Genomic DNA, 25,107 nt, shown 5'->3' on the forward strand with positions numbered 1-25,107 from the left:
TATATGCAACCGCTAGAAACTAGAATTGAACAAGACTCGATAGGACCATTGGCTGTTCCTGCTCAGTCATTGTTTGGTGTGCAAACTCAACGTGCAATCAATTTGTATCCTTTATGTGGAGAGAAGCCGTTATCAGCTTATCCAGAATTAATTATCGGCTTACTACAAGTAAAAAAGGCAGCAACTAAAACCAATATGGCGACTGCTGAGATAGATTTTGAATTAGGTCAAGCTATTGTTGATGCCATAGATTTTTTACTTACTGACATACCAGAAAATGAGTTTCCTGTTCATTCTTTTCATGGTGGAGGAGGCATCTCTAGCAACATGAACGTGAATGAAGTCATTGCCAATTTGGCAAATAAAATGAGCTTCAATCAACCCTTAGGTTGTTATGAGCCTATTCACCCTAATGATCATGTAAACCTAAATAATTCAACGAGCGATGTCTTATCTACAGCATGCCATTTGGCTATAATCGATAAGTGGAAAGGCTTTTCAGAGGTATTAACTCAGCTATCAAAAACGTTTGTTGAACAAGGTCAAAAATGGCAACACGTTTATAAGATTTCACGTACTTGTTTACAAGATGCAGTTGAAATTACGTTCGAAGACTTTTTTAGCGGATATGTCTCCCTCATTAATCGTAATAACCAACGCATATCTACAGATATAAACGCGTTATATAAGGTTAATCTTGGGGGAAATATTATTGGCCGTAAAAATGACTGTTCTGCTCTGTTTTTAGCACAATGCATGAATATGCTTAATGATGTGATGAAAACTGAATGCTTTGCTCACAGCGAAAACTTTTTTGATAATTCGCAAAATCACGATGACATGATTGCTGTTGCCACAAGGCTTGAATTATTATCAAGAGGGTTGATCAAAATAGCAAAAGATTTCAGGCTGATGAACTCTGGACCAGAAGCTGGTTTTGGCGAAATAGCATTACCTGCTGTACAACCAGGATCTTCTGCTATGCCCGGAAAGGTGAATCCGACGATACCTGAGTTTCTTATACAATCCTGTTTTCAAGCTATAGGGCGATGTAATGCTATCCAGATGACCCAAGATCATGGCGAGTTAGATTACAATGCTTGGCAATCTATCGTCATTATAAATTTACTCGATACAATGAATTGCCTTGAAAATGGTATTAGTGTTTTTATTACTCACTGCTTAGCCCATATAGAACCGAATATAGAACGAAATAAAAGTAACATTAACACCCTTATTCCTACCCTAATTCAGCTAAAAAACTTAACAAGCTACTCTTTTGCGTCGCAAGTCTATAAAGCGTCTGCTGGTGACTTAAAACTCATACGTGAACAGATAAAATTGGCAAAATAAGCCATTTTCATCAATTACTATGAGTTTTACGTATGCTTCATGTGCAGTAATGTCAATTGTGAATTGAGCTTAAGCTCCTTATTATCACCTTGCTTATAAGTAGGAGTTTACGCTCCTTTTTTATCTCATTTTCGGTGCGAGAAATTAGTAAGTTGTCTCACTCATAAACCATAAAAACGATAGGAGCTCCTATGAACCTCATGAAAAATATACCGCTGGCTTGGGCCTCAACATGGTTAGATAAACCTAAAAATCAGTACATAAATGGCGAGTGGTTGGAAGGCGCGAGTGGTGATAATTGGGTAGTTAAAAACCCAGCGAATAAGCAAGCTCTTTGTTATTTTGCTACTGCCGATCAGCAGCAAGTTGAACAAGCTGCCATTGCAGCTAACCAATGCCATGAAAATAAATTATGGTCAACGGTTAACCGAACTCAAAGAGCTAATTTGCTTAGAGAAATAGCCACATTAATTCGAGAAAATACAGAAAAGCTAGCCGTATTAGAAACCTTAGCCAATGGAAAACTTTTTAGTGAGTCTATGGTTGATGATATTCCTACTTGTGCGGATATTTTTGATTACTATGCAGGCTGGACTGATAAATTCTACGGCGAAACATCACCTGTTGAAGATGGTTTTTTAAACTATACGTTGAAAGAGCCTGTGGGTGTTTGTGGTTTAATTGCGCCTTGGAATTTCCCCCTTTATCAAGCCAGTTTGAAAATCGCTCCCGCCTTGGCCATGGGCAATACGGTTATTATTAAACCATCAGAGTTTACACCTTTAACGGCAATTTATTTAATAGAGCTTATAGATGAGCATTTAGATCTTCCTAAAGGACTCATCAACCTATTGTTAACTGATGGCAAAATGGCTAATCAATTAACACTCAGCGATAACGTACATAAAATATCTTTTACGGGAAGCACAAATGTAGGTCGTCAGATAGTAAAAAATTCAGGAGACTCAAACCTGAAAGCAACCACATTAGAATTAGGCGGTAAGTCTCCTTGCATATTTTTTGAAGATACTCCTAACCTTGATGGCGCAATTGATCGAGCCTTTAACGTTATGTTTTCTCACAAAGGTGAAAAATGCTCAGAGCCTACACGTTTTTTAATTCACGATAGTATTTATGAGTATGTATTAAGCGCACTGATTGAAAAAGCTGAAGCGATAAAATGTGGTAACCCTTTTGAAGAAGGCATCACTCAAGGCCCACAATGTAATGAAGCGCAGTTCAATAAAATTATGGAATACATCGGAATAGGCAAAACTGAAGCAGAGCTTGTAGCTGGTGGTAAAGCTGATGTTGAAGGTGACAATGCCAATGGTTACTTTATTCGCCCAACTATTTTTTCAAATGTTTCTCAAAATGCACGTATTGCCCAAGAAGAAATTTTTGGTCCTATTTTATGTTGTACACGTTTTAGCTCAACAGAAGAAGCTGTTTCCATGGCAAACGACACTATTTATGGCTTGGCCGCAGGTATTTATACAAGTGACATTAGCCGAGCTCATCGTGTTGCTGAGCAAATAGACGCAGGTATGTTTTTTATTAATCGTTATGGCTGTTATGGCTTAAGTAGCCCATTTGGTGGGTTTAAACAAAGTGGTTCAGGTAAAGAAATGGCGATTCATTCGTTGTCTTCTTACACCAAAACAAAGTGTGTTTGGGTTTGTTTTGGCGATCAATAATAACTTTTTAAACACAACAGTAACGATATAAGCGCTACTAAATAGTGAATCAAATTACGATAACCCTATTAAGTAAAGTAGTAGGGTTGCCGCATTAAGTAGGCATGAGGAAATATTATGGAATACAGAAAATTAGGTACGTCGGGGCTTAAAGTTTCTCGTTTGTGTCTTGGCACAATGAACATGGGCTCAAAAGATTGGAAGCCTTGGATTTTCAACGAAGCTGAAAGCGAGCCTATTATTAGTCATGCACTAGATATAGGTGTAAATTTCATTGATTTAGCTGACTTTTATTCAACAGGGGCCAACGAAGAGGTGGTTTGTAACGTTTTACGCCGAGTTGCTCATCGTGACAATTTAGTCATCACAACTAAAGTGGGTTACGCCATGAGTGATGATATTAATGCACAAGGGCATTCTCGTAAGCACCTTTTCAATAGTATTGATGCTTCACTCAAGCGCATGAAAATGGATTATGTCGATATTTACATGCTGCATTTTTTTGATACACAAACCTCGGTTGAAGAAACAATGGGGGCGCTAAATGACATCGTTCGTTCAGGTAGAGCACGGTATATTGGTGTTTCAACTATGAACACATGGCAACTTGCTAAAATACTTCAAGTTTGTGAAAAATATAACTTTGTTCGACCTATTAATATGCAACTACAACTCAATTGTGCTTACCGCGAAGAAGAGCGTGAAATGTTACCTTTTTGTCAAGATCAAGGTATCGGAGTATCTGTATTTAGCCCTCTAGCACGAGGTATCTTAACCAGTGATTTACAGTCAACTCGTAATCAAACTGACTTTTTTACCCAAGAAATGTATAACGATCAAGCTTCTAAAGACATTGCTCATTCAGTTGCTAAAGTAGCAGATAATAGGGGATGCTCTCCAGCACAAATAGCGCAAGCTTGGGTATTGCAAAAATCAGAGATAACCTCAATGTTAGTAGGAGCAGACGATACCTCTCAGTTTGACAGCGCTGTAGCGGCACTTGAAACTCAATTAACACCTGCTGAAATTTATGAACTTGAACGTAATTATACCCCCTGTGATTTAATTAACGATTACACTGCAGGTAAAAGAATTTCGCGTATGGCACGACCAGAAATTTCAGGAGAATACAAATAAGAATTTTTGAGTGTTTTCTTACATAATGTTTTTTGTTTAGTAGCACTGTAATACCTTTGACAGTGCTCTTTGCAAAGGAAATGTTTATTTTTGTACTATCTCGTTGTTTTAACTTTTCTATCCAGCTTTGGTTTTACCTTTCGCTGGTAGCTTTACAGAAACAACAGGATTACCAAATGGTAAGTGATGGTCCCACTCCGTAATTGCATGCTTGATAATTCCTCCTAGAAGTGAAATATCTTTTCTTACTGTATCGTTCGAAACATATTCAAGCCTTATATCTCTCAACTTCCTGATTAAAACCGGTGTGAGGTTAATTATCTTTATGTGGCCAAGAGTTTGGTTGAATAAGTTTATTCGGCTCTTGTAATCAGATGAAGGTTTTTTTTGGAACTTCTTCTTCCAAGTATCGAATTAGAATTTCCCTCAATGCGGTCTTTTCAGCATTGGAGGTAGAACGATAATTTCCTTTGACTATTTCGTTCTCAATACCTCTTGCCCAAACAACTGCTTCATTCTTAGTACTAAAGCTTTTTGACAAATTAGGAGAATCGCTTATGCGAACCTTTACTTGCCAGCGTTTACCGCGTTTAACATACGTTGAAATATCATTTACTTCCCAGTGTAGAATTAATGATGGCTACATTGTGAAGTTGGTATTCAATGTAATGTTGGCAAGAAATAAAGTTAATTTTTACGAGAAATTTATCTCTGTATTTAGAAGTTAGTTTAATCAAAACTGAAGATTTTATATCCATTATTTATCTTTGGAAAAATTTGATGTCCCAAATCTGTCACAAAAGAAAAAATGTTAGTAACCAATATTGCTGTAGGACCATAAGAATGGCGCACCCGGCGAGATTGCTCCGCACATCCCTGTGCTTCGTCGCTTCGCGACTATGCTGTGCATGTCCTAATTTGTTCCAGACAAATTAGTCGAACAATGAGTTCAAATCTGCAGGGTGCTCGTAACAGGAAATATTGGAAAAGTAGAAAATTTGCTGACCTGAGAGTTTTAAAAAATTAGCACGATATGGCGCACCCGAGAGGATTCGAACCTCTGACCTCTGCCTCCGGAGGGCAGCGCTCTATCCAGCTGAGCTACGGGTGCGCTGGAAGCAGGCGTGATCTTAATGAAAACCTGGGAATTTTCCACTGTTATTTTTAATTATCCGGCGGATACTGGATGTTTTTAGTTGGATTTGTGGGATAAGTTGGTTTTTTGTGCAAAATATATTGTAGTAAACACTTACTTACAAATTTGAATCTGCTCATTTAGTCTTTGCTATTAATTTTGCTTGTTGGGTCCTGCAAAAAACTAGCAAGGTAACGGGAATTAACTCTTGGAGTGGGTACTTTATTTTCAAAACTTTTAGCACTCAAACGCGGTGCAGAAAAATTCGAGGGTGGTATAAAGTTTGTCTTCGTCGGATTCGGATTTTACCGAAAGGGCGATGCCACCCATGAGGGTGATTAAAACATCGGCAAGTTCTTCTGGGCTTTCTGAGCCTAATTTTTGTAAGCGATCTTTTAATCTGGTTTGTAATTCATTTTGTAGTTTGCTGATTTCACTTAGCAGCGTTTTGTTGCGACAAAATAGGTGACCTTGCAAAATTAGACAGCCGCTTCTGCGGTTCTCATTTAGGTAAAATTCGAGACACATCTCAAGACTATTTCTAAACATTTCGCTTGGGTTTTGAGATTCTGCGAGTACCTTTTCAAGGCTTGTTAAAAATTGTGTTTGGTACAACTCGAGTGCTTTTAGAAAAAGCGCTTCTTTGTTTCCGTATGTGGCGTAAATTGAAGTGGCGGTGGCATTTAATGTGGCACTGAGTTCTGCCACTGAAACATTTTCAAAACCGTAATTTTGAAATAGCGTGAGGGCCTTTTTTAGACCTTCTTGTGTATCGAGTTTTCTCGGTCTACCCCGTGTTGTGGAAGTATTTGTATCACTCATTACAAAAGTCTTTTAATTAGTTAATTTTATAAATGTATTAAACGCTACAAAAGTCTATTTTACAAGGCTTACGGGATAAATTAGAGCTGATTTTATTAGATGTTGAATAAGCGATAATTTGCTAATAAAAAATTAATGTAATTATCACTACAATAATCTGATTGGGTGTTTAAATTGATTATTGTAGTGATTGATATATAAATGAAAAGGGCGCTTTTTCAGCGCCATTATTCAGTGCTTAAAACTGTGCGTTTATAGAGTTCTAAGGCGTGAATATTGTCTTTTTGGGCTTCTTTAATTTGCGCTAGCAGGAGTACATCACGACGTTCATTTGCAAGCTTAATGGCCTTAGAAAGGGCTTTTTCGGCAAGCATAAAATCGTCAGAATTATACGCAAGTTGCCCAAGTGTAGAGAGCAAATCAACATTCGAATCGTCTTTCTTAAGCCAACCCTCTAACTGCTTTACTGCGCCATTAGTTTGGGTATTTTTAAGCTGACGATACATATTATAGAGAACAGGAACTGGACCACTTTTTTGGCTATTCACTAAAATGGTTTGTGCCTCTTCATACATTTCTTGGTCAATTAATTGCTGAGCATATGCGGCAACCTGACCAGATTCTTTACGGACACCCCGGGGCAAAGACTGCCATTTTTCTTTCAATTTGATGGCACCTTCTTTACTGGCAATCTCAGCATACTCACCTTTAGATGCTTTCAATAACCAATAATCGTATTCTTCACCAAGTGGCTTTTTCCATTTTTTCACATGTTCTTTTAGCACTGTAAAACGGCCGGTCTGTTCAAGGGCTCGTGCCCATAATTTGATGATATTTGGATCTTTTTGTACCTTCTCTGGTGCATAATTTATGTATGTGAGTGCTTGCTCACCTTGATTTTCCAGCACCAAATCACGGATCAGGCACAGATTGGCAGCTAATTTGGTTTTGTCCTTTTCGGCTGCTTCAAACCATAGGTCACGGGCGTCAGGTTTGTTATTTAGTTGTGCCTCTGCTTCAGCTAAAGCTAACAAATTGATCCCATCGAAATCTTCATTGCGGATTTTTTTTAAGGATTTTTTCGCATCCAAATAGTTACCCTCAGCTAAGAAGATTAAACCATTGGTGAAAGCCTTTTGTTTGCGTCTGCTACTAAAGCCAAACAACCAATCTTGAGACCCAGCTAAAATATCTATGAGTTTTTTAATCACAATGATGGTTAACCAAGTGGCAAAAAATAGAGTCGCCACTAAAACCACAAAACCAAAAATGGAGACTTGGTAAGTACCACTTTCAAGGGCTATCAAAAAATAGCCTTGGTAATTGATTAAACTAGGGCCAGCATACAAACCTACAATAATCAGCCCAATAATAATTAATAGCAGAATGATTTTTTTCATAGTTCAAACTTCCCGTTTGAGAATGCGTTGCTCATTCGGTCTTCTAATATGTCTTGTAGTGGTTTTGCCGCATCGAGTTGTTGAGGATATTTACGCGCTACCTCGGTTTGTTCTAAATTACGCAGAGCGTCTACCATGCCTGCTACTTCGGTGGTTTCAAGATCATAATGCTGCATAATTAAACCAATTGCTCGTTGTAAGCTTTGTTTAAACAGAGTGTCTTGTTCTTTCATAATGGCGGTTTGTGCTTGCATTAGTGCAAAACGCAATTGTTCTTTGGCTAACCATTGTTGTTGTTGCGATAACAGTGGCTCAACTGGGCCTTCATTGGCTTGATATTTAAAGTTACTTTCAATATACGCCCAAACTCTAGCCATTCCAGTGAGCTCTTCTGGTTCAAAGCCTTTTACTTCCACTTCCGGTAATGACAGGGGCAGATTGTTAACTTGCTGCACCATGCCAGATAACGATAAAGCGATTGAGGTTAATGAAACCTGATTGATCTGTTGCAGGTTTTGAATATCGCTGGCAATAAATTGTCGTACAGGCAATAGGGATGGATCTGCCAAGTCTTGTAACCGACTATCGGCTGCTTGCAGCATAGACACTGCTGTACGAACGTCATTTTCCAACCAAAGTTTGCGGCCAGCCATTCGCACTAAATAGTCCGCTTCTGCTAAAAGCCAATCTGCGGGGCGACGGCCAGACACTTCAGCCAGGTTTCTGCTATTCGATTGTGCTTGGGTCAAAGCTTGGTTGGCTAATTCATTTTGTTTATCAATGGACGCAGAAAGTGTTCTTTGTTGTTCAAGCAACTGTCGACTTAATTGATCAATAGTACGCCCTTGCTCTGAAATGCTGTCACTTTGTTCTGTCAAAGTCGCATTTTCGGAATTGAGAGTATTATTCCACTGCTGCCAAAACCAATATCCGGCTGCGGCAATAGCCAATAAACAAAGTAAGTTAATTAGTGTGATAAACCATAAGAAGCCAGTTTTGGCTTTCCCCTTGGCAGGTTGTTCCTTTTGGGGAGTGCTTTTGAGCTTGGGCGTATATGGCGGTTGTTCGGCTTTAGGAGCTGGTTTGCTATCAACCTTGCTCTGCGCTTTCACTGCAGGTTTCTTGTCGGATTTAGTTTTGGCCTTAGGGGGCTCTTTATCTTCGACGTAGGATGCGTTCTCGATCTCTAAGGCTTTCATTTCCTCTTCGAGTGCGGTGAGTTTGTCTTTTTCCGTCATTCTAGCGCTCCAAAAATTGATTGATTGCGTCTTTGAGTTGCTCATCTCTTGCACCAGCACTCAGATATACCTGCTGTATACCAAGTTTAGCTGCATAATCGGCTAGACGCTGACTAACCATGATCCAAGGTGTAGATTTTAACCATTTGTGGTTAAACTTGTCCCATGCTGCCTGGATAATTTCGCCACTTGTGGCCACAATACATTGAATGTCTTGTGGCTGCCATTCTTCTGTTTGCGAATAATCTATACAGGGCAAACGATTATAAAGATTAATCTGTTCTACCACTGCCCCTCGATTTTGCAGTTCAGTGGGTAATATTTTACGGCCACCCACGCCTTTTAACAAAAATATCCGCTGATTCGATAAATCTTGCAATTGTGGTAGTGATAACAAGCCCTCTGAACTTGCCATGTCAGGTACAATAACCTGTTCGCTCAACTGGCTTAAACATTGGCCAGTACTTGGACCCACCGCAAAAACCTCAAGTTCTGACGGCCAATCTGGCACACCATTAATTACAATTTCAGCAGCGTGCGTACTAACAAATATACACTTAGTAAAGCTAGTTTGCTCGTTATCTAAGGCCAATATTGAATTCGAAAATTGCTGTAAAGTGTGGTGATTGATGTCTATTTCAATCAGTCCCACACCTACGGCGTTAATGCCATGGCGCTGCATATACCCTGTGCTTTTTTCGAATTTTTCCTTTGGCCGCAGTAATAAAATAGACATTAACGTTAGACGTATGCTTCAGCTAAATACGCTTGCGCACCTTGTTCCAGCAGCTTTTCAGCCACAGCTATTCCTAATTGTTCTGGTTCAGCAATATCACCATATTGATCTGCCATAATAATTTGCTTACCTGAAATTGAACCTACCAAACCACGCAAGTGTAGTTGATTGTCGACGATTTCACAGAAACTACCGATGGGAACCTGACAGCCTCCTTGCAACTTAGCGTTTAGTGCACGTTCGGCAATTACTCGAACTGCAGTTTGCGGATGATTCAAGGGTTGTAACAACGCAACTAGCTCTGCATCATCCGTGCGACACTCAATCCCAACGGCACCTTGACCAACAGCGGGTAATGATACTCTGCTACTAATTTCTTGACGAATACGGTCGGCCATATCTAAACGAATTAAACCAGCAGACGCTAAAATAATGGCATCGTATTGGCCATCATCTAGCTTTGCTAAACGCGTATTGACGTTACCACGGAGATCTTTTATTTGAATATCTGGACGATACGCTTTGATTTGTACTTGGCGACGTAAACTTGAGGTGCCAACAACTGCGCCTTTGGGCAGGGAAACAATATCTTCGTAATCATTAGACACAAAAGCATCTAATGGATTTTCCCGTTGGCAAATGGCGTGCAAGCCAAAACCATCGGGAAATTCTACAGGAACATCTTTCATGGAATGCACGGCAATATCGGCTTCGCCTTTTTGCATAGCCACTTCCAATTCTTTGATGAATAATCCCTTACCGCCGACCTTAGCAAGGGGGGTATCGAGGATCACATCACCCTTAGTTGTCATTGGAACCAACTCAACGGCAATGTGAGGGTGCGCTTTTTCTAATTCAGCTTTAACAAATTCTGCCTGCCAAAGAGCAAGGGCGCTTTTTCGGGTAGCAATTTTAATTACTGAGCGAGTCATAAACAATCCGGTTAACCTTTTGATTCCATTTTAAGGTTTTGCTGAGCGGATTGGTACAGCAGAGTTGTAAAAAAGCGGATAACCAGGCTGATCTACATCAATCGCAATGGAAAAAGTCTAAAAATCCACCACTAAAGGATATTGTGCGTCAGCTTTTCGAATGTACTCATCTCTATTTTCGAGCCACTTTTTCATCACGCTAATACTGTAATTAAGATAAAGTTTGTTATTTACTATGGTAAATGCCTCTTCATCTATTCCAACTAAATTACCATCGGCCATCGCATAAGCACAATAACCACCATATTGGGGCGCAAATTTCTCTGGATTGGCCACGAACATCGCTTTGTGTTCTTCTGTGGAAAAATGCCATTGGGCGCCGCGCCAATCGTAGCTGATTTGTTTATTACCTTTTACTGCTTTGTTTTGTGTGAAGTAAGCCACAGTGTCATAACCATAAATTGCGTAATTATTAAAAAAGCCCGTTTCAATGGGGTCAGATGCATTGGCGGTGGTAAAAAAGAGAGTTGTTACGGTAAATATTAAAGCTTTCAAGTAGTTCATGATCAATCCGTTTTAAAAAGTATATTAAGGTTACTAACAATACCGGAGATGCAGATTAAAAATTTCATCACAATTTTATCACAGCGTGAATTTGTGAATCGTTAATGGCGAATTCAATGACAAAAAGCCTTTCATGAAATTGCAGAAATATTCACTAGCCCAAACTAGATTTGATTCGAGCTTGGGCTAGTCAGTAATCGCCTACTACCATTCACTTTATAGGAATATTAACGGTGCTAACCAAATAGATACCGCACTCAACAACACTAAGCCGGCAATATTAAGCATCACCCCAGCTCTAACCATTTGTGGAATGGTGATTACACCGGAAGCAAATACAATGGCATTGGGAGGTGTTGCTACAGGTAACATAAATGCACAACTTGCCGCTAAAGTAATAGGAATACATAGCAGCAACGGCGACACGCCAAGCTCAAACGCAACCGCTGCAACAACAGGTAAAAAAGTGGCTGCTGTGGCAACATTACTGGTGAGCTCAGTGAGAAATATGACCAATGCTGTGGCGGCAATAACAAGGGTAAACACACCTAATGCCCCCAGTGGCATCAAACTCGTTCCTAACCAACTGGCAAGTCCAGAGGAAGAGACAGCTGCAGCTAAGCTTAATCCGCCGCCAAATAAAATGAGGACGCCCCAAGGTAATCTACTTACATCTTCCCAAATCATGATTTGCGGCTGAGTTTTGTTGCCACTTGGTAATAAAAATAAGAGTAAGGCGGCTGACATTACAATGCCGGTGTCGGATAAAAAATCAATGCCAAGTAACGCTGATAGAGGGCGTCTAACAATCCACAGCAGCACAACAAAAGCGAACACAATGGCAACTCGCTTTTCGGCTTTCGTCATAGGGCCAAGGTTCCTGCGTAATTCGGTTAGATGATCCTGCACCTCGGGGTTTTTAGGGATATCAATATGAAAACTCCAGCGCGTTAACGACCACCAAGCTAATGGCAACATAATGAGGGTGACTGGCACGCCTAACGCCATCCAACTGGCGAATGTGAGTTTAATATCGTAATTTTCACTTAGAAACGCAGCTAATAATGCGTTAGGTGGTGTACCTACCAAAGTGGCAAGACCGCCTATGGTAGCGGCATAGGCCAACCCCAATAACATGGCAACTTGAAAAGATTTGGTTTGTTGTTTGCTTAAATGGGGATTGTGTTCAGCAATAACGTGGGTAACTGATAAAGCGATCGGCATTAACATCATAGTGGTCGACGTATTTGTCATCCACATAGATAACAACGCGGCGACTATCATAAAACCGCCAATGAGGTGATTTGCATCGGTGCCGGTATAAGACAAAATTACTAAAGCAATACGTTTGTGCAGCTCCCAACGCTCTACCGCCAGAGCTAAAATAAATGCGCCCATAAACAAATAAATAATCGGGTTAGCATAATCGGATGTGGCATCGGCTAGGGAACTAATACCAAGAACAGGGAAAGTAACTATGGGTAAAAATGCGGTAACGGGCACGGGTACAGCCTCAGTGGCCCACCAAGTTGCCATCCATATTCCCACAGCGGCAACGCGCCATGCAGTGGGATCCATCGTGGTTTGATTCACTCCTAAAAGCATCATTAGCGCGAATAATGCCGGTCCAGCAAGCAGGCCAATCTTTTGATATTGACCACGTTGCTGTTCGGTTGTATCCGGTAAGCTATTACTCATATTGCTGCCTTAACATCGATATGGTTGAAAGCGGGCAAGGTGTCCACTTGTAGAACGAATTTTAAAGCTTTGTTTCATAGTTTACGTAAAAACTAGATCAGCAAGCAATGAGGGCATTGGAAAAGGTTCCAAAGTTTCTGTCCGCCAACGGTGCTCTTTTAGCCGATAAATTACGCACACTAGGGCGAAGCCGAATTTCTATTTTTTATAGATAAAGGTATTGAAGAAGGTAGTGATAAGCTTGGTTGAAATTGATATTCCTTTTGGAATACCAACCTCCTAGGTCAACGAGGCTTGCTAGACGCTGCAGTCAATCTTGGTATTGCCCACCGCCAATTATCTTGGAGTAGGCTTAAATTTAACTACATAAATTGTGTACTTTTATTAACCTAGTTACTAACTGTATTTGGGTTCTGCTTAAACCAACCTTCTTTTTGTACATATAGCGCGATATTTAACCGCTGACAAGTGTAAGTTTGGTTTAGCAACATCGTGGAGTTAGCCCAAACGCTCCTGTAACCACTGAGAAACGTCTTTAATTTCCTGTGGGCAAACGTTGTGTTGCATCGCATACTCTTTCCACTTTACTGGGTAACCAAGATCTTCGAGTACCTTAAAGGATCCATGTCCTAAAAACATCGGAACCACTTCATCTTGTTGCCCATGAGCACAAAGTATCGGTGTATTTTTGTTGGCTTCATGAACTTCGTTGGCAAACTTATCTGGTTCAGACATATAAGTTGAAAGTGCCATAATCCCAGCTAGTTTTTCTGGGTAGCGAGTGCCTAAATGAAGGGCAATTACGCCGCCTTGCGAAAACCCGGCTAACACTATGCGTTCTGCTGGTATGCCTTTGGCTTTTTCCGCTTCAATTAATTGTGCAACTTTAGCGGCTGAGTCCAAAACACCATCTACATCGGCGCGATTATTAAAATCCATGGTTTTAATGTCGTACCATGCGCGCATTGGCATGCCATTGTTAATGGTTACGGGTCTAACGGGAGCGTGGGGAAAAACAAAACGAACCGCCATACTTTCAGGCAACTTCAATTCAGGTACAATTGGCGCAAAACCATTACCTGAATCTCCTAAACCGTGCATCCAAATTACGACAGCATCGTGTGGCTTTTTGGGATTCACTTCTACGTAGGGCAATAACTGCTCACTCATTTAGCTGCTTCCTTTGATCTTTTTAAGATAATTTTACGGGTTGTTCTGCTTGTTTGCTGGCTGCTTCATCAATAAATGACCAAAACTCAACACCGGTGCGCTCGTCAATCCACAAGCCATCCTCAAAGTTGAAATGATGACCATTATATTTGGTGGCCACCCATAGTTGGTGCAAAGGTGCTTGTTTATTTAAAATGATCTTGGTTTTGTTCAAAAATTCTAGGGTTAATATCCCTTCTGCCGATTCATAATCGATATCCACTTCGCATGCGTCTAAGGCTTCTTCCAATTGGATAAACATGTCATCTACAAGTTGGTGATACTGGCTGTCATTCATTTCGAGATTCGCTAGTTAGGTAATAAGTCAGAATATGTTAACATTGCTGAAAATTCGCGACAGTTATTTTATAAAAATTTATGGCAAAAGCACCCGGTAATTTATTTATTTTGGCCGCACCCTCAGGAGCGGGTAAATCTAGTCTCATTAATGCATTAATTGAAAGGCATAGTGAGTCGACCATGCACAGTAACAAAATGCAGGTCTCTGTTTCTCATACCACTCGCGCTCCTAGGCCGGGAGAGGTTGATGGGCAACATTATCATTTCGTTTCCAGAGAGGAATTCGAAGAAAACATTAAACAACAAGTGTTTTTCGAATGGGCAGAGGTATTCGGTAATTATTACGGCACGTCACGTGTGGTAATTGAAGAAACCCTAAAACAAGGCACCGATATCTTCTTGGATATTGATTGGCAAGGGGCTCGTCAGGTGAAAGCACAAATTCCTGACACTGCGACTATTTTTGTTGCACCGCCTTCTCGTGATGAACTTTTTCGTCGGTTAACCCAACGAAATCAGGACTCAGAGGAAGTGATCCAACAACGAATGAAAGAAGCTGAGTCAGAAATCTCTCATTATCACGAATTTGACTTTATCGTGGTAAACGATGATTTTGAGTCAGCTTTAAATGAGTTAGACTCGATAGTAAGCGCTCGCAGACTTAGGAAAGAGAAGCAGGTTATCCGTCATGCAGGTTTATTTGCCAATTTACTTGGAAAATAATCCGCCGAATGATCGTGAAAGATCTTTCTTTTAGGCCGATAAAAACGTAAACTACTCGACCTTTTTTTGAACACCTTTAGACATATCGACCACCTCGGAGAAATATATGGCTCGTGTAACAGTAGAAGATGCCGTAGATAAAATTGGCAATCGTTTTGATTTAGTATTAGTTGCTGCTAAGCGCGCACGTCAGATTGCTATTGAAGGCAAAGAAGCTCATGTTCCTATGGGAAATGACAAACCCACAGTAATCTCTCTTCGTGAAATTGAAGAAGGTTTTGTTGATGCATCAACAATTGCAGCTGAAGCAATTCGTGACCAACAAGAGCACGATGAAGCTGAGTTTTCATCAGTTGCTAACATCCTGTCTGAGTAAAATTAAGCCAATCCTGAACTCATATGAGTTCAGGATGAACTTATTGGCTGACAATCTAACAAAATCCTCGTATTCTTAACTGCAAAGTTAACTAAAAGCATGTGTTAAGTGTATTTATTCGAAGGCCTTAAAAACAAACTAAGTGATTACCTACCTCTAGACGCCGTTGAGGGGATTGAGGCTGCCTTCGTTTTAGCTAAAGATGCACACGATGGACAAATGCGTTCCAGCGGTGATCCTTACATTACCCATCCCGTTGCGGTAGCAGGGATTCTTGCCGATATGCACCTAGATGAAGAATCCATCAAATCTGCATTGTTACACGACGTTATTGAAGACACTCACTACTCTAAAGAAGATTTGGTGGAAGCATTTGGTGAAACTGTTGGTGATTTAGTTGAAGGTGTATCTAAACTAGATAAAATCCAGTTTAGTACCAAACAAGAAGCCCAAGCCGAAAACTTCCGCAAAATGATGATGGCTATGGTGCAAGATATTCGTGTCATCCTGATTAAACTTGCTGACCGAACCCACAATATGCGCACTTTGGGTTCTTTGCGACCGGACAAACGTCGCAGAATAGCCAGAGAAACCCTCGAAATTTATGCTCCCATCGCCCACCGTCTTGGTATCCACGATATAAAAAATGAATTAGAAGACTTAGGTTTTCAGGCGATGTATCCCATGCGTCACAGAGCATTATCGGCGGCAGTTAAGCAAGCTCGGGGTAATCGCAAAGAAATTATCGAAAATACCCGCCATGAAGTCGAAACTCGCTTACAAGCCAATGGCCTTGAAGCTCAAGTCGTTGGCCGTGAAAAGCATTTGTATTCCATTTATAAAAAAATGAAGAACAAAGAGCTGCTGTTCAACGAAGTCATGGATATTTATGCGTTTCGAGTTATCGTCAACTCTGTAGATAATTGCTATCGTGGTTTAGGTGCAATGCATGGGTTATACAAACCCATTGAAGGACGCTTTAAAGATTATGTAGCCATTCCTCGCACCAATGGTTATCAGTCATTACACACCTCTCTTATCGGACCCCATGGTATTCCCGTGGAGATTCAAATTCGAACCAATGAAATGGATCAGATGGCTGATAAAGGTGTGGCCGCCCATTGGATTTATAAAGACGACGGTGAAACTCAACAGGGCACTACGGCGCAAGTTAGAGCGCGTAAGTGGATGCAGTCTTTATTAGAGTTGCAGCAAAGTGCTAGCTCATCATTCGAATTTATTGAAAACGTTAAAACCGATTTATTCCCTGACGAAATATATGTTTTTACGCCAGACGGACGCATTGTTGAATTGCCTATGGGCGCTACGCCTGTGGATTTTGCTTACGCAGTGCATACTGATGTGGGAAATTCTTGTGTAGGTGTGCGGGTTGAACGACGAAATTATTCCCTGAACAAGCCACTGCAAAACGGTCAATTAGTGGAAATTATTACCTCTCCAAGGGCGAAGCCCAACGCTAACTGGCTTAATTTTGTGGTTAGTGCCCGAGCCCGTGCAAATATTCGCCAATACCTTAAACGCCAGCAGTCTGAAGAGGCGATTAGCATGGGGAATCGTTTATTGCGCCACGCTTTAGGGGCTAGAAGATTGGACGATATTCCTCAACAAGATAGAGATCGTGTTGTGGCGGAAACTAAGCATAATTCTTTTGACGAATTACTATCAGAAATAGGTTTAGGAAACGAGCTTAGCGCGATTGTTGCTCGACGTTTGTTGGGTGAGTCTGAAGTGCTACCGGAAAAAGGTCGCAATGTCGCTATCCGAGGCACTGAAGGCCTATTAGTTACTTATCCTAAATGTTGTTACCCCATTCCCGGTGATGAAATTATTGCCATTCTAAGTCCAGGGCGAGGCATGGTTATTCATCAGGTTGGTTGTAGCAATATTCGTAAGTTAAGCAAAGAAGAACCACAACGTGTATTGCCTATGCATTGGGATAATGAAGCCCATGGTGAGTTCAAAGCTTCAGTTCGAATAGAACTTATTAATCACCAAGGCACATTAGCCACGTTAACCAATGCCGTAGCTTCTTGTGATTCCAATATAATTGGCTTACAAACCGAAGAAAAAGAAAGCAATGTTTATTACATTGATATTGAGTTAACCACCAAAAATCGCGTACATCTGGCGAAGATAATGCGAAAAATTCGCTCTATGCCGGAAGTACAAAAAGTCTCTCGTCATAGTAAAATTCGACACAACTAAGGTAAAAAATTATGTCAAAGTCCGTAATCCACACTAACCGGGCCCCGCAAGCTATTGGTACTTATAGCCAAGCCGTGAAATCGGGTACAACTGTATATTTGTCAGGCCAAATACCTTTGGTAGCAGAAACTATGGAAATGGTATCGAACGATTTTAAAACCCAAGCCATTCAGGTTTTCGATAATGTTACCGCTGTTTGTGAAGCTGCTGGTGGCACTACCAATGACTTAGTTAAAGTGAATATATTTTTAACGGATTTATCCAACTTCGCTACAGTTAATGAAGTGATGAGCCAATACTTTAAGCAGCCATATCCTGCAAGAGCAGCTATCGGTGTGAAAGAGTTACCTAAAGGCTCACAAATCGAAATTGACGGTGTAATGGAATTGCCTGAGTGATATTGCGTTAGAAAACGTAGTTTTTAGTTAGAGGTTTTTTTAGTGTCAGTGTCACCAGAACGTTATCAAAAAATTCGGGATGTGCTACGCAAGCGACAAACAAGCTTAACCGTTTGTTTAGAGCAAGTGCATAAACCCCATAATGTTTCCGCTGTAGTCAGAAGTTGTGATGCCGTAGGTATTCATCGAGTTCATGCAGTCTGGGATGACGAAACCAAAGAGTTACGCGGTGGCACCGCCATGGGCAGCCAGAATTGGGTGTACATGGAGAACCATCAGAGTATCGGCGATGCGGTTAGTCATTTGAAAAGCCAAGACATGCAGGTACTTGTGACCCATTTGTCAGATGAAGCCGTGGATTTTCGAGATGTCGATTATACTAAGCCAACTGCGATAATTTTAGGCCAAGAAAAGTACGGTGCTACGCAACAAGCCATTGAATTAGCTGATCAAGAAATTGTGATTCCGATGGTCGGAATGGTGCAATCCCTCAATGTTAGTGTTGCCGCCGCCCTTGTTTTATACGAAGCCCAGCGGCAACGACAAATTGCAGGTATGTATGATTCTCAGCATCTGGAGGAATCGGATTGTCAGAAAATGCTGTTCGAACGAGGTTACCCCGACTTCCGCAGACTTTGTGACGAAAAAAATCTGCCATACCCACATATCGACGAACAAGGCAGCATAGTCGCCGACAACGATTGGTGGCAAGCGCTACAATTCAAAACCCCGTAGGCGGGAGCTAGATCCACGGCCTAAAGGCCATGCTACAATCTGTAGGCGGGAGCTTTAGCCTCGCGATTGCAATTTATCATTCGCTAGATCCATGGCCTAAAGGCCATGCTACAACCTGTAGGTGGGTGCTTTAGCCCCGTGATTGCAATTTATCATTCGCTACATCTATGGCCTAAAGGCCATGCTACAACCTGTAGGCGGGAGCTTTAGCCCCGCGATTGCAATTTATCATTCGCTAGATCCACGGCCTAAAGGCCATGCTACAACCTGTAGGTGGGAGCTTTAGCCCCGCGATTGCAATTTATCATTCGCTAGATCCACGGCCTAAAGGCCATGCTACAACCTGTAGTTGGGTGCTTTGGCCCCGCGTTTGCAATTTATCATTCGCTACATCCATGGCCTAAAGGCCATGCTACAACCTGTAGGTGGGTGCTTTGGCCCCGCGATTGCAATTTATCATTCGCTACATCTATGGCCTAAAGGCCATGCTACAACCTGTAGTTGGGTGCTTTGGCCCCGCGTTTGCAATTTATTATTCGCTACATCCATGGCCTAAAGGCCATGCTACAACCTGTAGGTGGGAGCTTTAGCCCCGCGATTGCAATTTATCATTCGCTACATCCATGGCCTAAAGGCCATGCTACAACCTGTAGGTGGGTGCTTTAGCCCCGTGATTGCAATTTATCATTCGCTACATCCATGGCCTAAAGGCCATGCTACAACCTGTAGGTGGGTGCTTTAGCCCCGTGATTGCAATTTATCATTCGCTACATCTATGGCCTAAAGGGCATGCTACAACCTGTAGGCGGGTACTTTAGCCCCGCGATTGCAATTTATCATTCGCTAGATCCATGGCCTAAAGGCCATGCTACAACCTGTAGGCGGGAGCTTTAGCCCCGCGATTGCGATTTATCATTCGCTACATCTATGGCCTAAAGGCCATGCTACAACCTGTAGGCGGGAGCTTTAGCCCCGCGTTTGCAATTTATTATTCTCTAGATCCATGGCCTAAAGGCCATGCTACAACCTGTAGGTGGGTGCTTTAGCCCCGCGATTGCAATTTATCATTCGCTACATCTATGGCCTAAAGGCCATGCTACAACCTGTAGGCGGGGGCTTTAGCCCCGCGTTTGCAATTTATTATTCTCTAGATCCATGGCCTAAAGGCCATGCTACAAAAGCGCCATATGTCCCTTTCCCATGGGCTAAAGCTCATGCTACATTGTCGTTTTTGTTATTAACTTTCAAAGGAACACTACTATGCGACCCCTTCACTTTATTGGCGTTTTTCTTATGCTTGTTTCGGTACAACTGTTTGCGTTGGATCGCACGGTTATTGCTGAATCTTCAGAAGACGTTACGCCATTATTAAATGGGCAAACGATCCCCAGTGTAACCTTGCGCACCGCGGGGGGAGCGCCGGTAAGCCTTCAAGCTATGGTGATGCAACAACCAACCATCATTTTATTTTATCGCGGTGGCTGGTGCCCTTATTGCAGCCGTCAGTTGGCAGAATTGAAAGATATCGAACAGCCTTTACTTGAAATGGGTTATCAAATTCTAGCTATTTCGCCAGAATCACCAACACGCTTACAAGAACAAAAACTCGAAACTGAATTTGCAGTTCAACTATTATCTGATGAGAGCCTACAAGCTATTAAAGGCTTTGGCATCGGGTTTTACGTCCCAAATAAAACAAAAGAAAATTATAAAGCTAAAAAGAATATTGAATTAACTGCAGAGAGTGGCAGCAACCGTGCGGTATTGCCTGCACCTTCGGTGTTTATTACTGACAAAACTGGCTTAATTAAATTTAACTATGTTAATCCAAATTTCAGAGTAAGACCTTCGGCTGAACTGCTTTTACAAGCCGCTAAATTGAGTTTGTAAATACTTACTACCAAATCTCCATACAGAATTAGCGTTGAGAAAATAGTGAGTCGAAATCATATGATTGATTTCGACTCTGTTTTTTAAGTAGTGGTTTTGCCTTTTAGCAACTCGTCGTTAAGAATTCGCACTTCACGTTGAGGGAAGGGTATCTCAATACCGTTTTCTCGCAGTGTTTCAAAGATAATCAACATCAAATCACCGCCCACACGGTTTTTACCATCATCAATACCTTCCATCCAAAACTCTACAAACATATTTACGCCAGAGTCGCCAAAACTATCGATTTCGCAATCAGGACGCTCTTCAAATGGCACATCCATACCGCTTATCACCGAGGGGTGTTCCGCCACGGCCTCTTTAATTAACTCTACCATGGCACGAATGTCAGTGGCGTAGGGTACGGAAAAGTCCACTCTATAGCGCTGTTTAGGATCTTTGTGGGTCCAATTAACAATTAAATTAGATATAAACTTTTCATTGGGTACTAGAATGTCTTTACCATCATAGGTCTCTAGTACCGTGTAGCGCATTCTAAACTCACGTACAAACCCTTTGCTACCGTCGTCCATCTCTACAAAATCGCCAACGGTTAATGAACGATCCAATAAAATTATAATGCCAGAGATAAAATTTGAGGCGATGGATTGAAGCCCTAAACCTAATCCAACTCCAACAGCCCCACCAAAAACAGCAAGCGCTGTAAGATTTATCCCCATTACATTCAAAAGTAGTAGAGCAATTATACAAAATAAGGCTACTTCAAAGAGTTTCGAAAAGACTTCTCTGGTTCGAATGTCGATAGACTCTTGTTTGCGAATGATGTCTTTGCCAAAACTATTAGAGGCACGTCCTAACCAAAAAAGCACCGCACCAAAAATGAGTACTCGGACTACGCCATAGGCTGTAATGTTGACGTTACCTAAGGTTAGTGAAATATCTTCAAGAGCCATAATCACTGCGCCTAGAGAGCCTATTAAATGCAACAGTAGAATTGGTATGCCAACCCATTTAAAGAGCTTTGCAGCGACGGGGTTCACAACTAAAACTCGGATCATAGAATAATAAAACAGTAAAACGGCAATGGTTAATGCGGTATCTAAAAACCATGTGGGAAATCCGTTATTTGCGCTGGTTTCAATGATCACCTTTAAGACTACTAACGCAATTAACGGGTATACCAAATAGCCAACTCGATAGGCTAGTTTACGCATTGGGTGGGCGCTTAGGTCAGGCTCATGGTGGGTGAGGCCAACGGTATTTCGAATTTTGCCTGCCAACCAAAAAGCCAACAAATAGACTAAAATTACTATCGTCACTTGAACATAAGTATTGGTGTCGGTTAAGCCAGTAATTGCAAATTGCCACAGTTCTTCAGCACGGATGGAAACGGTTTCCAAGTTCATAAACACTCACATTTTCTGTTTTCTAAGCTCACTATGAATGAATAACTTCAATCCGTATAGGTGATTCAGTTTGAAACAGAATTTTAGTCTTCAATTCAATTAATTGTAGACGATGTAAACCATTCAGTTTAACCCCAAAGAAAACAACTTTTATTGCAGGCAAATTCACTCATTTCCGTGTCTATTAATGGCTGATTAACGAGGTTTTGAATTTTTAGCTTTCAGAATAGTTGTATTCTGCTCACTGTAAGGCAGAATAACAGGTTGTGTGGTTCTGAATTAAAAAGGCTCAGATGCAATCTCTGGCAATAACAAAATTAACCGAGCTAAAAGGTGTAGGCAGTAAAGTCGCTGAAAAGCTCGAAAAAATTGGATTAGTTACCATTCAGGACATGTTATTCCACTTGCCCCTTCGTTACGAAGACCGTACGCGCATTTATCCCATTGGTGATTTGCAGCCTTTTTTGCATACCAGTATTGAAGCTGAAGTCATGTCTTGCGAGGTGCAGTTCGGTCGCAAACGTATGCTGGTGGTGCGTGTTAGTGACAATACCGGTAGTCTAACCCTACGTTTTTTCCATTTTTCGGCTGCACAAAAAAATAGCTTAGAAAAAGGCACTACTATTCGGGCATTTGGCGAGGTGCGTGCAGGTAAGTTTGGTCTTGAGATGATGCATCCAGAGTATCGTGTAAAACGGAATGAGTCAGTAAGCGAATTGGAAGAGTCCCTTACGCCAGTTTATCCTACAACAGAGGGAGTTAAACAACTCACCTTACGCAACTTGAGTGAACAAGCCTTAACGAAATTAAAACAGGGCGGCCTGGCTGAACTATTGCCTGATAATCTTTATGCAGCCCAAATTAGCCTTGTTGATGCCCTAACCTTAGTTCATCGTCCCCCGCCTGATGTAGCGTTGACGTTGCTAGATGAAGGTAAACATCCCGCGCAACAGCGATTAATTATTGAAGAATTGCTAGCTCACCACTTAAGTGTGTTAAAGGTTCGTCAACAAAGTAAGCGCCAACAAACCTTTTCAATACCTGTTTCCACCCAATTGCTTGGCCAATTTTTAGAAAGCTTACCTTTTTCACCCACTAATGCTCAATCACGAGTGGTGGCTGAGATTCAACATGATATGCTAAAAGACGCTCCGATGATGCGTTTAGTACAAGGCGATGTGGGCTCGGGTAAAACCCTAGTGGCCGCAATGGCCGCTTTATCTGCCATAGGCGCAGGTTTTCAAGTGGTGATGATGGCCCCAACTGAACTTTTGGCAGAACAACATGCAAATAACTTCAGCGGTTGGCTCTCACCTTTAAATATTCGAATCGGCTGGTTGGCGGGTAAATTGAAGGGCAAAGCCAGAGAATCGGTCTTAGATGAATTGAAAAGTGGCCAGATTGATATGTTAGTCGGTACTCATGCGGTGTTTCAAGACGCCGTGGAATACCATAAATTGGCCCTAGTGATTGTTGACGAGCAGCACAGGTTTGGAGTACATCAACGTTTAGCGCTAAGGGAAAAAGGCGAGCAACAAGGCGCATTTCCTCATCAATTAATTATGACCGCAACACCTATTCCTCGAACGTTAGCTATGACCGCTTACGCTGACCTTGATACTTCTATAATTGATGAGTTACCCCCAGGCCGCACACCTATCACCACAGTCGTGCTACCGGATACCCGCAGAAGCGAGGTGATAGAAAGGGTGCGCAATGCGGCCGTTAATCAAAAACGACAAACCTATTGGGTATGTACCCTTATTGATGAATCAGAAGTATTACAGTGTCAGGCCGCCGAAGATACAGCCATTGCATTGAATACCGCGTTGCCTGAATTAAACGTTGGCTTGGTGCATGGTCGTTTAAAATCCCAAGAAAAACAGCAAATTATGGAGCAATTTAAGCGGGGTGAATTAGACTTACTAGTTGCTACCACAGTCATTGAAGTGGGAGTGGATGTGCCTAATGCCAGCTTGATGATTATTGAAAACCCAGAGCGACTTGGATTGGCTCAATTGCACCAATTGCGTGGACGAGTGGGTCGAGGCTCGGTGGAAAGTCATTGTGTGTTGATGTATCAAAGCCCGCTATCGAAAACTGCCAGTAAACGCTTAAGTGTCCTGCGTGAGTCCCATGACGGATTTTATATCGCTCAAAAAGATCTCGAAATTCGCGGACCAGGAGAGCTACTGGGAACCAAACAAACGGGATTAGCAGATTTACGAATCGCCGATTTAATTCGTGATGCAGAGCTCATACCAGAGGTACAAAATATTGCTGATCATATGTGGCAACACTATCCGTCAAAATCTCAAGCCATTATTAATCGATGGTTAGGACATAAAGAGCGTTATGGCCATGCTTAAGCTATTATTATCCGAACCGGAAAATCCATTGTTGCAGGAACAAGCCCGAGCTTGGCAAACAAAGTGGGGAGTGGAAATTGATAATCAGCAAACGAACGGCTTAGCGTTAGTGCTAGATCAAGACAATTTAGCTCTCAAACAATTAGATGAGCCTAAATTAGGTGCAGTTTATGTGGATTTCGCGTCGGATATATTGACTTTTAGGCGACAGCAAACCAGCGTTCGCAAAGAGTCCATTGCTAAGGCTGTGGGGATTAAAGGAAATGTGTTTCCTCGCGTGTTAGACGCCACCGCTGGTTTAGGGCGAGATGCATTTATTCTCGCTAGCTTTGGCTGTCATGTTGATATGATAGAGCGATCTAAAGAGGTTGCAGCGTTACTGAGTGATGGATTGCGTCGTGCTGAAGCCCATCCACTTTTAGGTGATTGGTTGCCTCAACGTATGGCACTTTTTCATGATTCAGCCGTCAATTTGTTAGCAAATTGGCAAGGAATGCAACCCGATGTGGTGTATTTAGACCCTATGTTTCCCCATCGCAAGAAATCAGCGTTGGTGAAGAAAGAAATGCGTTTGTTTCAAGCGTTACTAGGGGCCGATGAAGATGCAGATGATTTACTGGGACCTGCATTGGGCCTCGCGAAACAACGAGTTGTGGTAAAAAGGCCAGAATCTGCGCCTTATTTACAAGAAAATGAACCAAATATGTCCATCAAAGGTAAAAAGCTTCGGTTTGATGTCTATTTTACCCATATTTAAAATTAA

At 41.6% G+C, this 25,107-nt stretch carries 21 protein-coding genes and 1 tRNA gene; 11 read left to right on the forward strand and 11 right to left on the reverse strand.

The features are described 5' to 3' along the window. The first annotated feature begins 3 nt into the window (after nucleotides 1-3). The 3 genes from AB6T38_RS09400 (at nucleotide 4) to AB6T38_RS09410 (ending at nucleotide 4,187) form a co-directional block, all read left to right on the forward strand. Complete coding sequence (locus AB6T38_RS09400) at nucleotides 4-1,353, forward strand: lyase family protein (RefSeq protein WP_372547074.1); 1,350 nt, start codon at nucleotides 4-6, stop codon at nucleotides 1,351-1,353. A gap of 191 nt (nucleotides 1,354-1,544) precedes the next feature. Next, nucleotides 1,545-3,050: an aldehyde dehydrogenase gene (locus AB6T38_RS09405; protein WP_372547075.1), complete on the forward strand. Its 1,506-nt coding sequence runs from the start codon at nucleotides 1,545-1,547 to the stop codon at nucleotides 3,048-3,050. A 117-nt stretch (nucleotides 3,051-3,167) separates the two neighbouring features. Next, on the forward strand, nucleotides 3,168-4,187 hold the full coding sequence (locus tag AB6T38_RS09410; RefSeq protein ID WP_372547076.1) for an aldo/keto reductase: 1,020 nt from the start codon (nucleotides 3,168-3,170) through the stop codon (nucleotides 4,185-4,187). 1,034 nt (nucleotides 4,188-5,221) lie between these two features. On the opposite strand, the gene AB6T38_RS09415 is transcribed toward AB6T38_RS09410, so the two are convergent. From AB6T38_RS09415 to cyaY, 10 genes are all read right to left on the reverse strand, one after another. Beyond that, nucleotides 5,222-5,298: transfer RNA gene (locus tag AB6T38_RS09415), tRNA-Arg, on the reverse strand. A gap of 261 nt (nucleotides 5,299-5,559) precedes the next feature. After that, on the reverse strand, nucleotides 5,560-6,144 hold the full coding sequence (locus tag AB6T38_RS09420; protein ID WP_372547077.1) for a TetR/AcrR family transcriptional regulator: 585 nt from the start codon (nucleotides 6,142-6,144) through the stop codon (nucleotides 5,560-5,562). 227 nt (nucleotides 6,145-6,371) lie between these two features. After that, nucleotides 6,372-7,544 carry a heme biosynthesis HemY N-terminal domain-containing protein gene (locus AB6T38_RS09425; RefSeq protein ID WP_372547078.1) on the reverse strand — a complete coding sequence of 391 codons (1,173 nt, stop codon included), beginning with the start codon at nucleotides 7,542-7,544 and terminating at the stop codon, nucleotides 6,372-6,374. Next, nucleotides 7,541-8,782, reverse strand: coding sequence for a uroporphyrinogen-III C-methyltransferase (locus tag AB6T38_RS09430; protein ID WP_372547079.1), 1,242 nt, complete (start codon nucleotides 8,780-8,782; stop codon nucleotides 7,541-7,543). The genes AB6T38_RS09425 and AB6T38_RS09430 overlap by 4 nt, the downstream gene beginning before the upstream one ends. 1 nt (nucleotide 8,783) lies before the next feature. Continuing rightward, entirely contained in the window at nucleotides 8,784-9,518 is a 735-nt protein-coding gene (locus AB6T38_RS09435) for a uroporphyrinogen-III synthase (RefSeq protein ID WP_372547080.1), read from the reverse strand. Nucleotides 9,519-9,523: 5 nt separating this feature from the next. Beyond that, entirely contained in the window at nucleotides 9,524-10,450 is a 927-nt protein-coding gene (hemC, locus tag AB6T38_RS09440; RefSeq protein WP_372547081.1) for a hydroxymethylbilane synthase, read from the reverse strand. 117 nt (nucleotides 10,451-10,567) lie between these two features. Beyond that, nucleotides 10,568-11,014 carry a YHS domain-containing (seleno)protein gene (locus tag AB6T38_RS09445; protein WP_372547082.1) on the reverse strand — a complete coding sequence of 149 codons (447 nt, stop codon included), beginning with the start codon at nucleotides 11,012-11,014 and terminating at the stop codon, nucleotides 10,568-10,570. Nucleotides 11,015-11,230: 216 nt separating this feature from the next. Then, on the reverse strand, nucleotides 11,231-12,712 hold the full coding sequence (locus AB6T38_RS09450) for a DASS family sodium-coupled anion symporter (protein ID WP_372547083.1): 1,482 nt from the start codon (nucleotides 12,710-12,712) through the stop codon (nucleotides 11,231-11,233). 498 nt (nucleotides 12,713-13,210) lie between these two features. Next, a complete protein-coding gene (locus AB6T38_RS09455; RefSeq protein WP_372547084.1) occupies nucleotides 13,211-13,882 on the reverse strand; it encodes an alpha/beta hydrolase in 672 nt (223 codons plus the stop codon). Between the two features lie 22 nt (nucleotides 13,883-13,904). Further along, nucleotides 13,905-14,219 carry an iron donor protein CyaY gene (gene cyaY, locus AB6T38_RS09460; RefSeq protein WP_372547085.1) on the reverse strand — a complete coding sequence of 105 codons (315 nt, stop codon included), beginning with the start codon at nucleotides 14,217-14,219 and terminating at the stop codon, nucleotides 13,905-13,907. A gap of 80 nt (nucleotides 14,220-14,299) precedes the next feature. Between cyaY and gmk the strand changes: the two genes are divergently transcribed. From gmk to AB6T38_RS09490, 6 genes are all read left to right on the forward strand, one after another. Further along, a complete protein-coding gene (gene gmk / locus AB6T38_RS09465; protein ID WP_372547086.1) occupies nucleotides 14,300-14,944 on the forward strand; it encodes a guanylate kinase in 645 nt (214 codons plus the stop codon). Nucleotides 14,945-15,050: 106 nt separating this feature from the next. Continuing rightward, nucleotides 15,051-15,320 carry a DNA-directed RNA polymerase subunit omega gene (rpoZ, locus tag AB6T38_RS09470; RefSeq protein WP_348493657.1) on the forward strand — a complete coding sequence of 90 codons (270 nt, stop codon included), beginning with the start codon at nucleotides 15,051-15,053 and terminating at the stop codon, nucleotides 15,318-15,320. A 108-nt stretch (nucleotides 15,321-15,428) separates the two neighbouring features. Continuing rightward, complete coding sequence (gene spoT, locus AB6T38_RS09475) at nucleotides 15,429-17,546, forward strand: bifunctional GTP diphosphokinase/guanosine-3',5'-bis pyrophosphate 3'-pyrophosphohydrolase (protein WP_372547087.1); 2,118 nt, start codon at nucleotides 15,429-15,431, stop codon at nucleotides 17,544-17,546. 11 nt (nucleotides 17,547-17,557) lie between these two features. Beyond that, nucleotides 17,558-17,944 carry a RidA family protein gene (locus tag AB6T38_RS09480; RefSeq protein WP_372547088.1) on the forward strand — a complete coding sequence of 129 codons (387 nt, stop codon included), beginning with the start codon at nucleotides 17,558-17,560 and terminating at the stop codon, nucleotides 17,942-17,944. Nucleotides 17,945-17,992: 48 nt separating this feature from the next. Beyond that, nucleotides 17,993-18,679 (forward strand): tRNA (guanosine(18)-2'-O)-methyltransferase TrmH, encoded by a 687-nt coding sequence (trmH, locus tag AB6T38_RS09485; RefSeq protein ID WP_372547219.1) that lies wholly within the window; start codon nucleotides 17,993-17,995, stop codon nucleotides 18,677-18,679. A 1,260-nt stretch (nucleotides 18,680-19,939) separates the two neighbouring features. Beyond that, nucleotides 19,940-20,569 (forward strand): peroxiredoxin-like family protein, encoded by a 630-nt coding sequence (locus AB6T38_RS09490; protein WP_372547089.1) that lies wholly within the window; start codon nucleotides 19,940-19,942, stop codon nucleotides 20,567-20,569. 83 nt (nucleotides 20,570-20,652) lie between these two features. Here AB6T38_RS09490 and AB6T38_RS09495 read toward each other — a convergent pair whose 3' ends face one another. Further along, nucleotides 20,653-21,975, reverse strand: coding sequence for a mechanosensitive ion channel family protein (locus tag AB6T38_RS09495; RefSeq protein WP_372547090.1), 1,323 nt, complete (start codon nucleotides 21,973-21,975; stop codon nucleotides 20,653-20,655). A 293-nt stretch (nucleotides 21,976-22,268) separates the two neighbouring features. Here AB6T38_RS09495 and recG point away from each other — a divergent pair, with 293 nt between their 5' ends. Both recG and AB6T38_RS09505 read left to right on the forward strand, forming a co-directional pair. Continuing rightward, entirely contained in the window at nucleotides 22,269-24,344 is a 2,076-nt protein-coding gene (gene recG, locus AB6T38_RS09500; RefSeq protein ID WP_372547091.1) for an ATP-dependent DNA helicase RecG, read from the forward strand. Beyond that, entirely contained in the window at nucleotides 24,337-25,101 is a 765-nt protein-coding gene (locus AB6T38_RS09505) for a class I SAM-dependent methyltransferase (RefSeq protein WP_372547092.1), read from the forward strand. Before recG ends, AB6T38_RS09505 begins: the two co-directional genes overlap by 8 nt. Nucleotides 25,102-25,107 lie beyond the last annotated feature (6 nt).

The organism is Aliiglaciecola sp. SL4 (genome assembly GCF_041538045.1).
In the GTDB taxonomy this organism is placed as follows: Bacteria; Pseudomonadota; Gammaproteobacteria; order Enterobacterales; family Alteromonadaceae; genus Aliiglaciecola.

Bases quoted from the DNA above. Each gene is read 5' to 3' on its own strand.
- AB6T38_RS09400 (WP_372547074.1), top strand. From the start codon at position 4: ATGCAACCGCTAGAAACTAGAATTGAACAAGACTCGATAGGACCATTG.
- AB6T38_RS09405 (WP_372547075.1), top strand. From the start codon at position 1,545: ATGAACCTCATGAAAAATATACCGCTGGCTTGGGCCTCAACATGGTTA.
- AB6T38_RS09410 (WP_372547076.1), top strand. From the start codon at position 3,168: ATGGAATACAGAAAATTAGGTACGTCGGGGCTTAAAGTTTCTCGTTTG.
- AB6T38_RS09420 (WP_372547077.1), bottom strand. From the start codon at position 6,144: ATGAGTGATACAAATACTTCCACAACACGGGGTAGACCGAGAAAACTC.
- AB6T38_RS09425 (WP_372547078.1), bottom strand. From the start codon at position 7,544: ATGAAAAAAATCATTCTGCTATTAATTATTATTGGGCTGATTATTGTA.
- AB6T38_RS09430 (WP_372547079.1), bottom strand. From the start codon at position 8,782: ATGACGGAAAAAGACAAACTCACCGCACTCGAAGAGGAAATGAAAGCC.
- AB6T38_RS09435 (WP_372547080.1), bottom strand. From the start codon at position 9,518: ATGTCTATTTTATTACTGCGGCCAAAGGAAAAATTCGAAAAAAGCACA.
- hemC (WP_372547081.1), bottom strand. From the start codon at position 10,450: ATGACTCGCTCAGTAATTAAAATTGCTACCCGAAAAAGCGCCCTTGCT.
- AB6T38_RS09445 (WP_372547082.1), bottom strand. From the start codon at position 11,014: ATGAACTACTTGAAAGCTTTAATATTTACCGTAACAACTCTCTTTTTT.
- AB6T38_RS09450 (WP_372547083.1), bottom strand. From the start codon at position 12,712: ATGAGTAATAGCTTACCGGATACAACCGAACAGCAACGTGGTCAATAT.
- AB6T38_RS09455 (WP_372547084.1), bottom strand. From the start codon at position 13,882: ATGAGTGAGCAGTTATTGCCCTACGTAGAAGTGAATCCCAAAAAGCCA.
- cyaY (WP_372547085.1), bottom strand. From the start codon at position 14,219: ATGAATGACAGCCAGTATCACCAACTTGTAGATGACATGTTTATCCAA.
- gmk (WP_372547086.1), top strand. From the start codon at position 14,300: ATGGCAAAAGCACCCGGTAATTTATTTATTTTGGCCGCACCCTCAGGA.
- rpoZ (WP_348493657.1), top strand. From the start codon at position 15,051: ATGGCTCGTGTAACAGTAGAAGATGCCGTAGATAAAATTGGCAATCGT.
- AB6T38_RS09480 (WP_372547088.1), top strand. From the start codon at position 17,558: ATGTCAAAGTCCGTAATCCACACTAACCGGGCCCCGCAAGCTATTGGT.
- AB6T38_RS09490 (WP_372547089.1), top strand. From the start codon at position 19,940: ATGCGACCCCTTCACTTTATTGGCGTTTTTCTTATGCTTGTTTCGGTA.
- AB6T38_RS09495 (WP_372547090.1), bottom strand. From the start codon at position 21,975: ATGAACTTGGAAACCGTTTCCATCCGTGCTGAAGAACTGTGGCAATTT.
- recG (WP_372547091.1), top strand. From the start codon at position 22,269: ATGCAATCTCTGGCAATAACAAAATTAACCGAGCTAAAAGGTGTAGGC.
- AB6T38_RS09505 (WP_372547092.1), top strand. From the start codon at position 24,337: ATGCTTAAGCTATTATTATCCGAACCGGAAAATCCATTGTTGCAGGAA.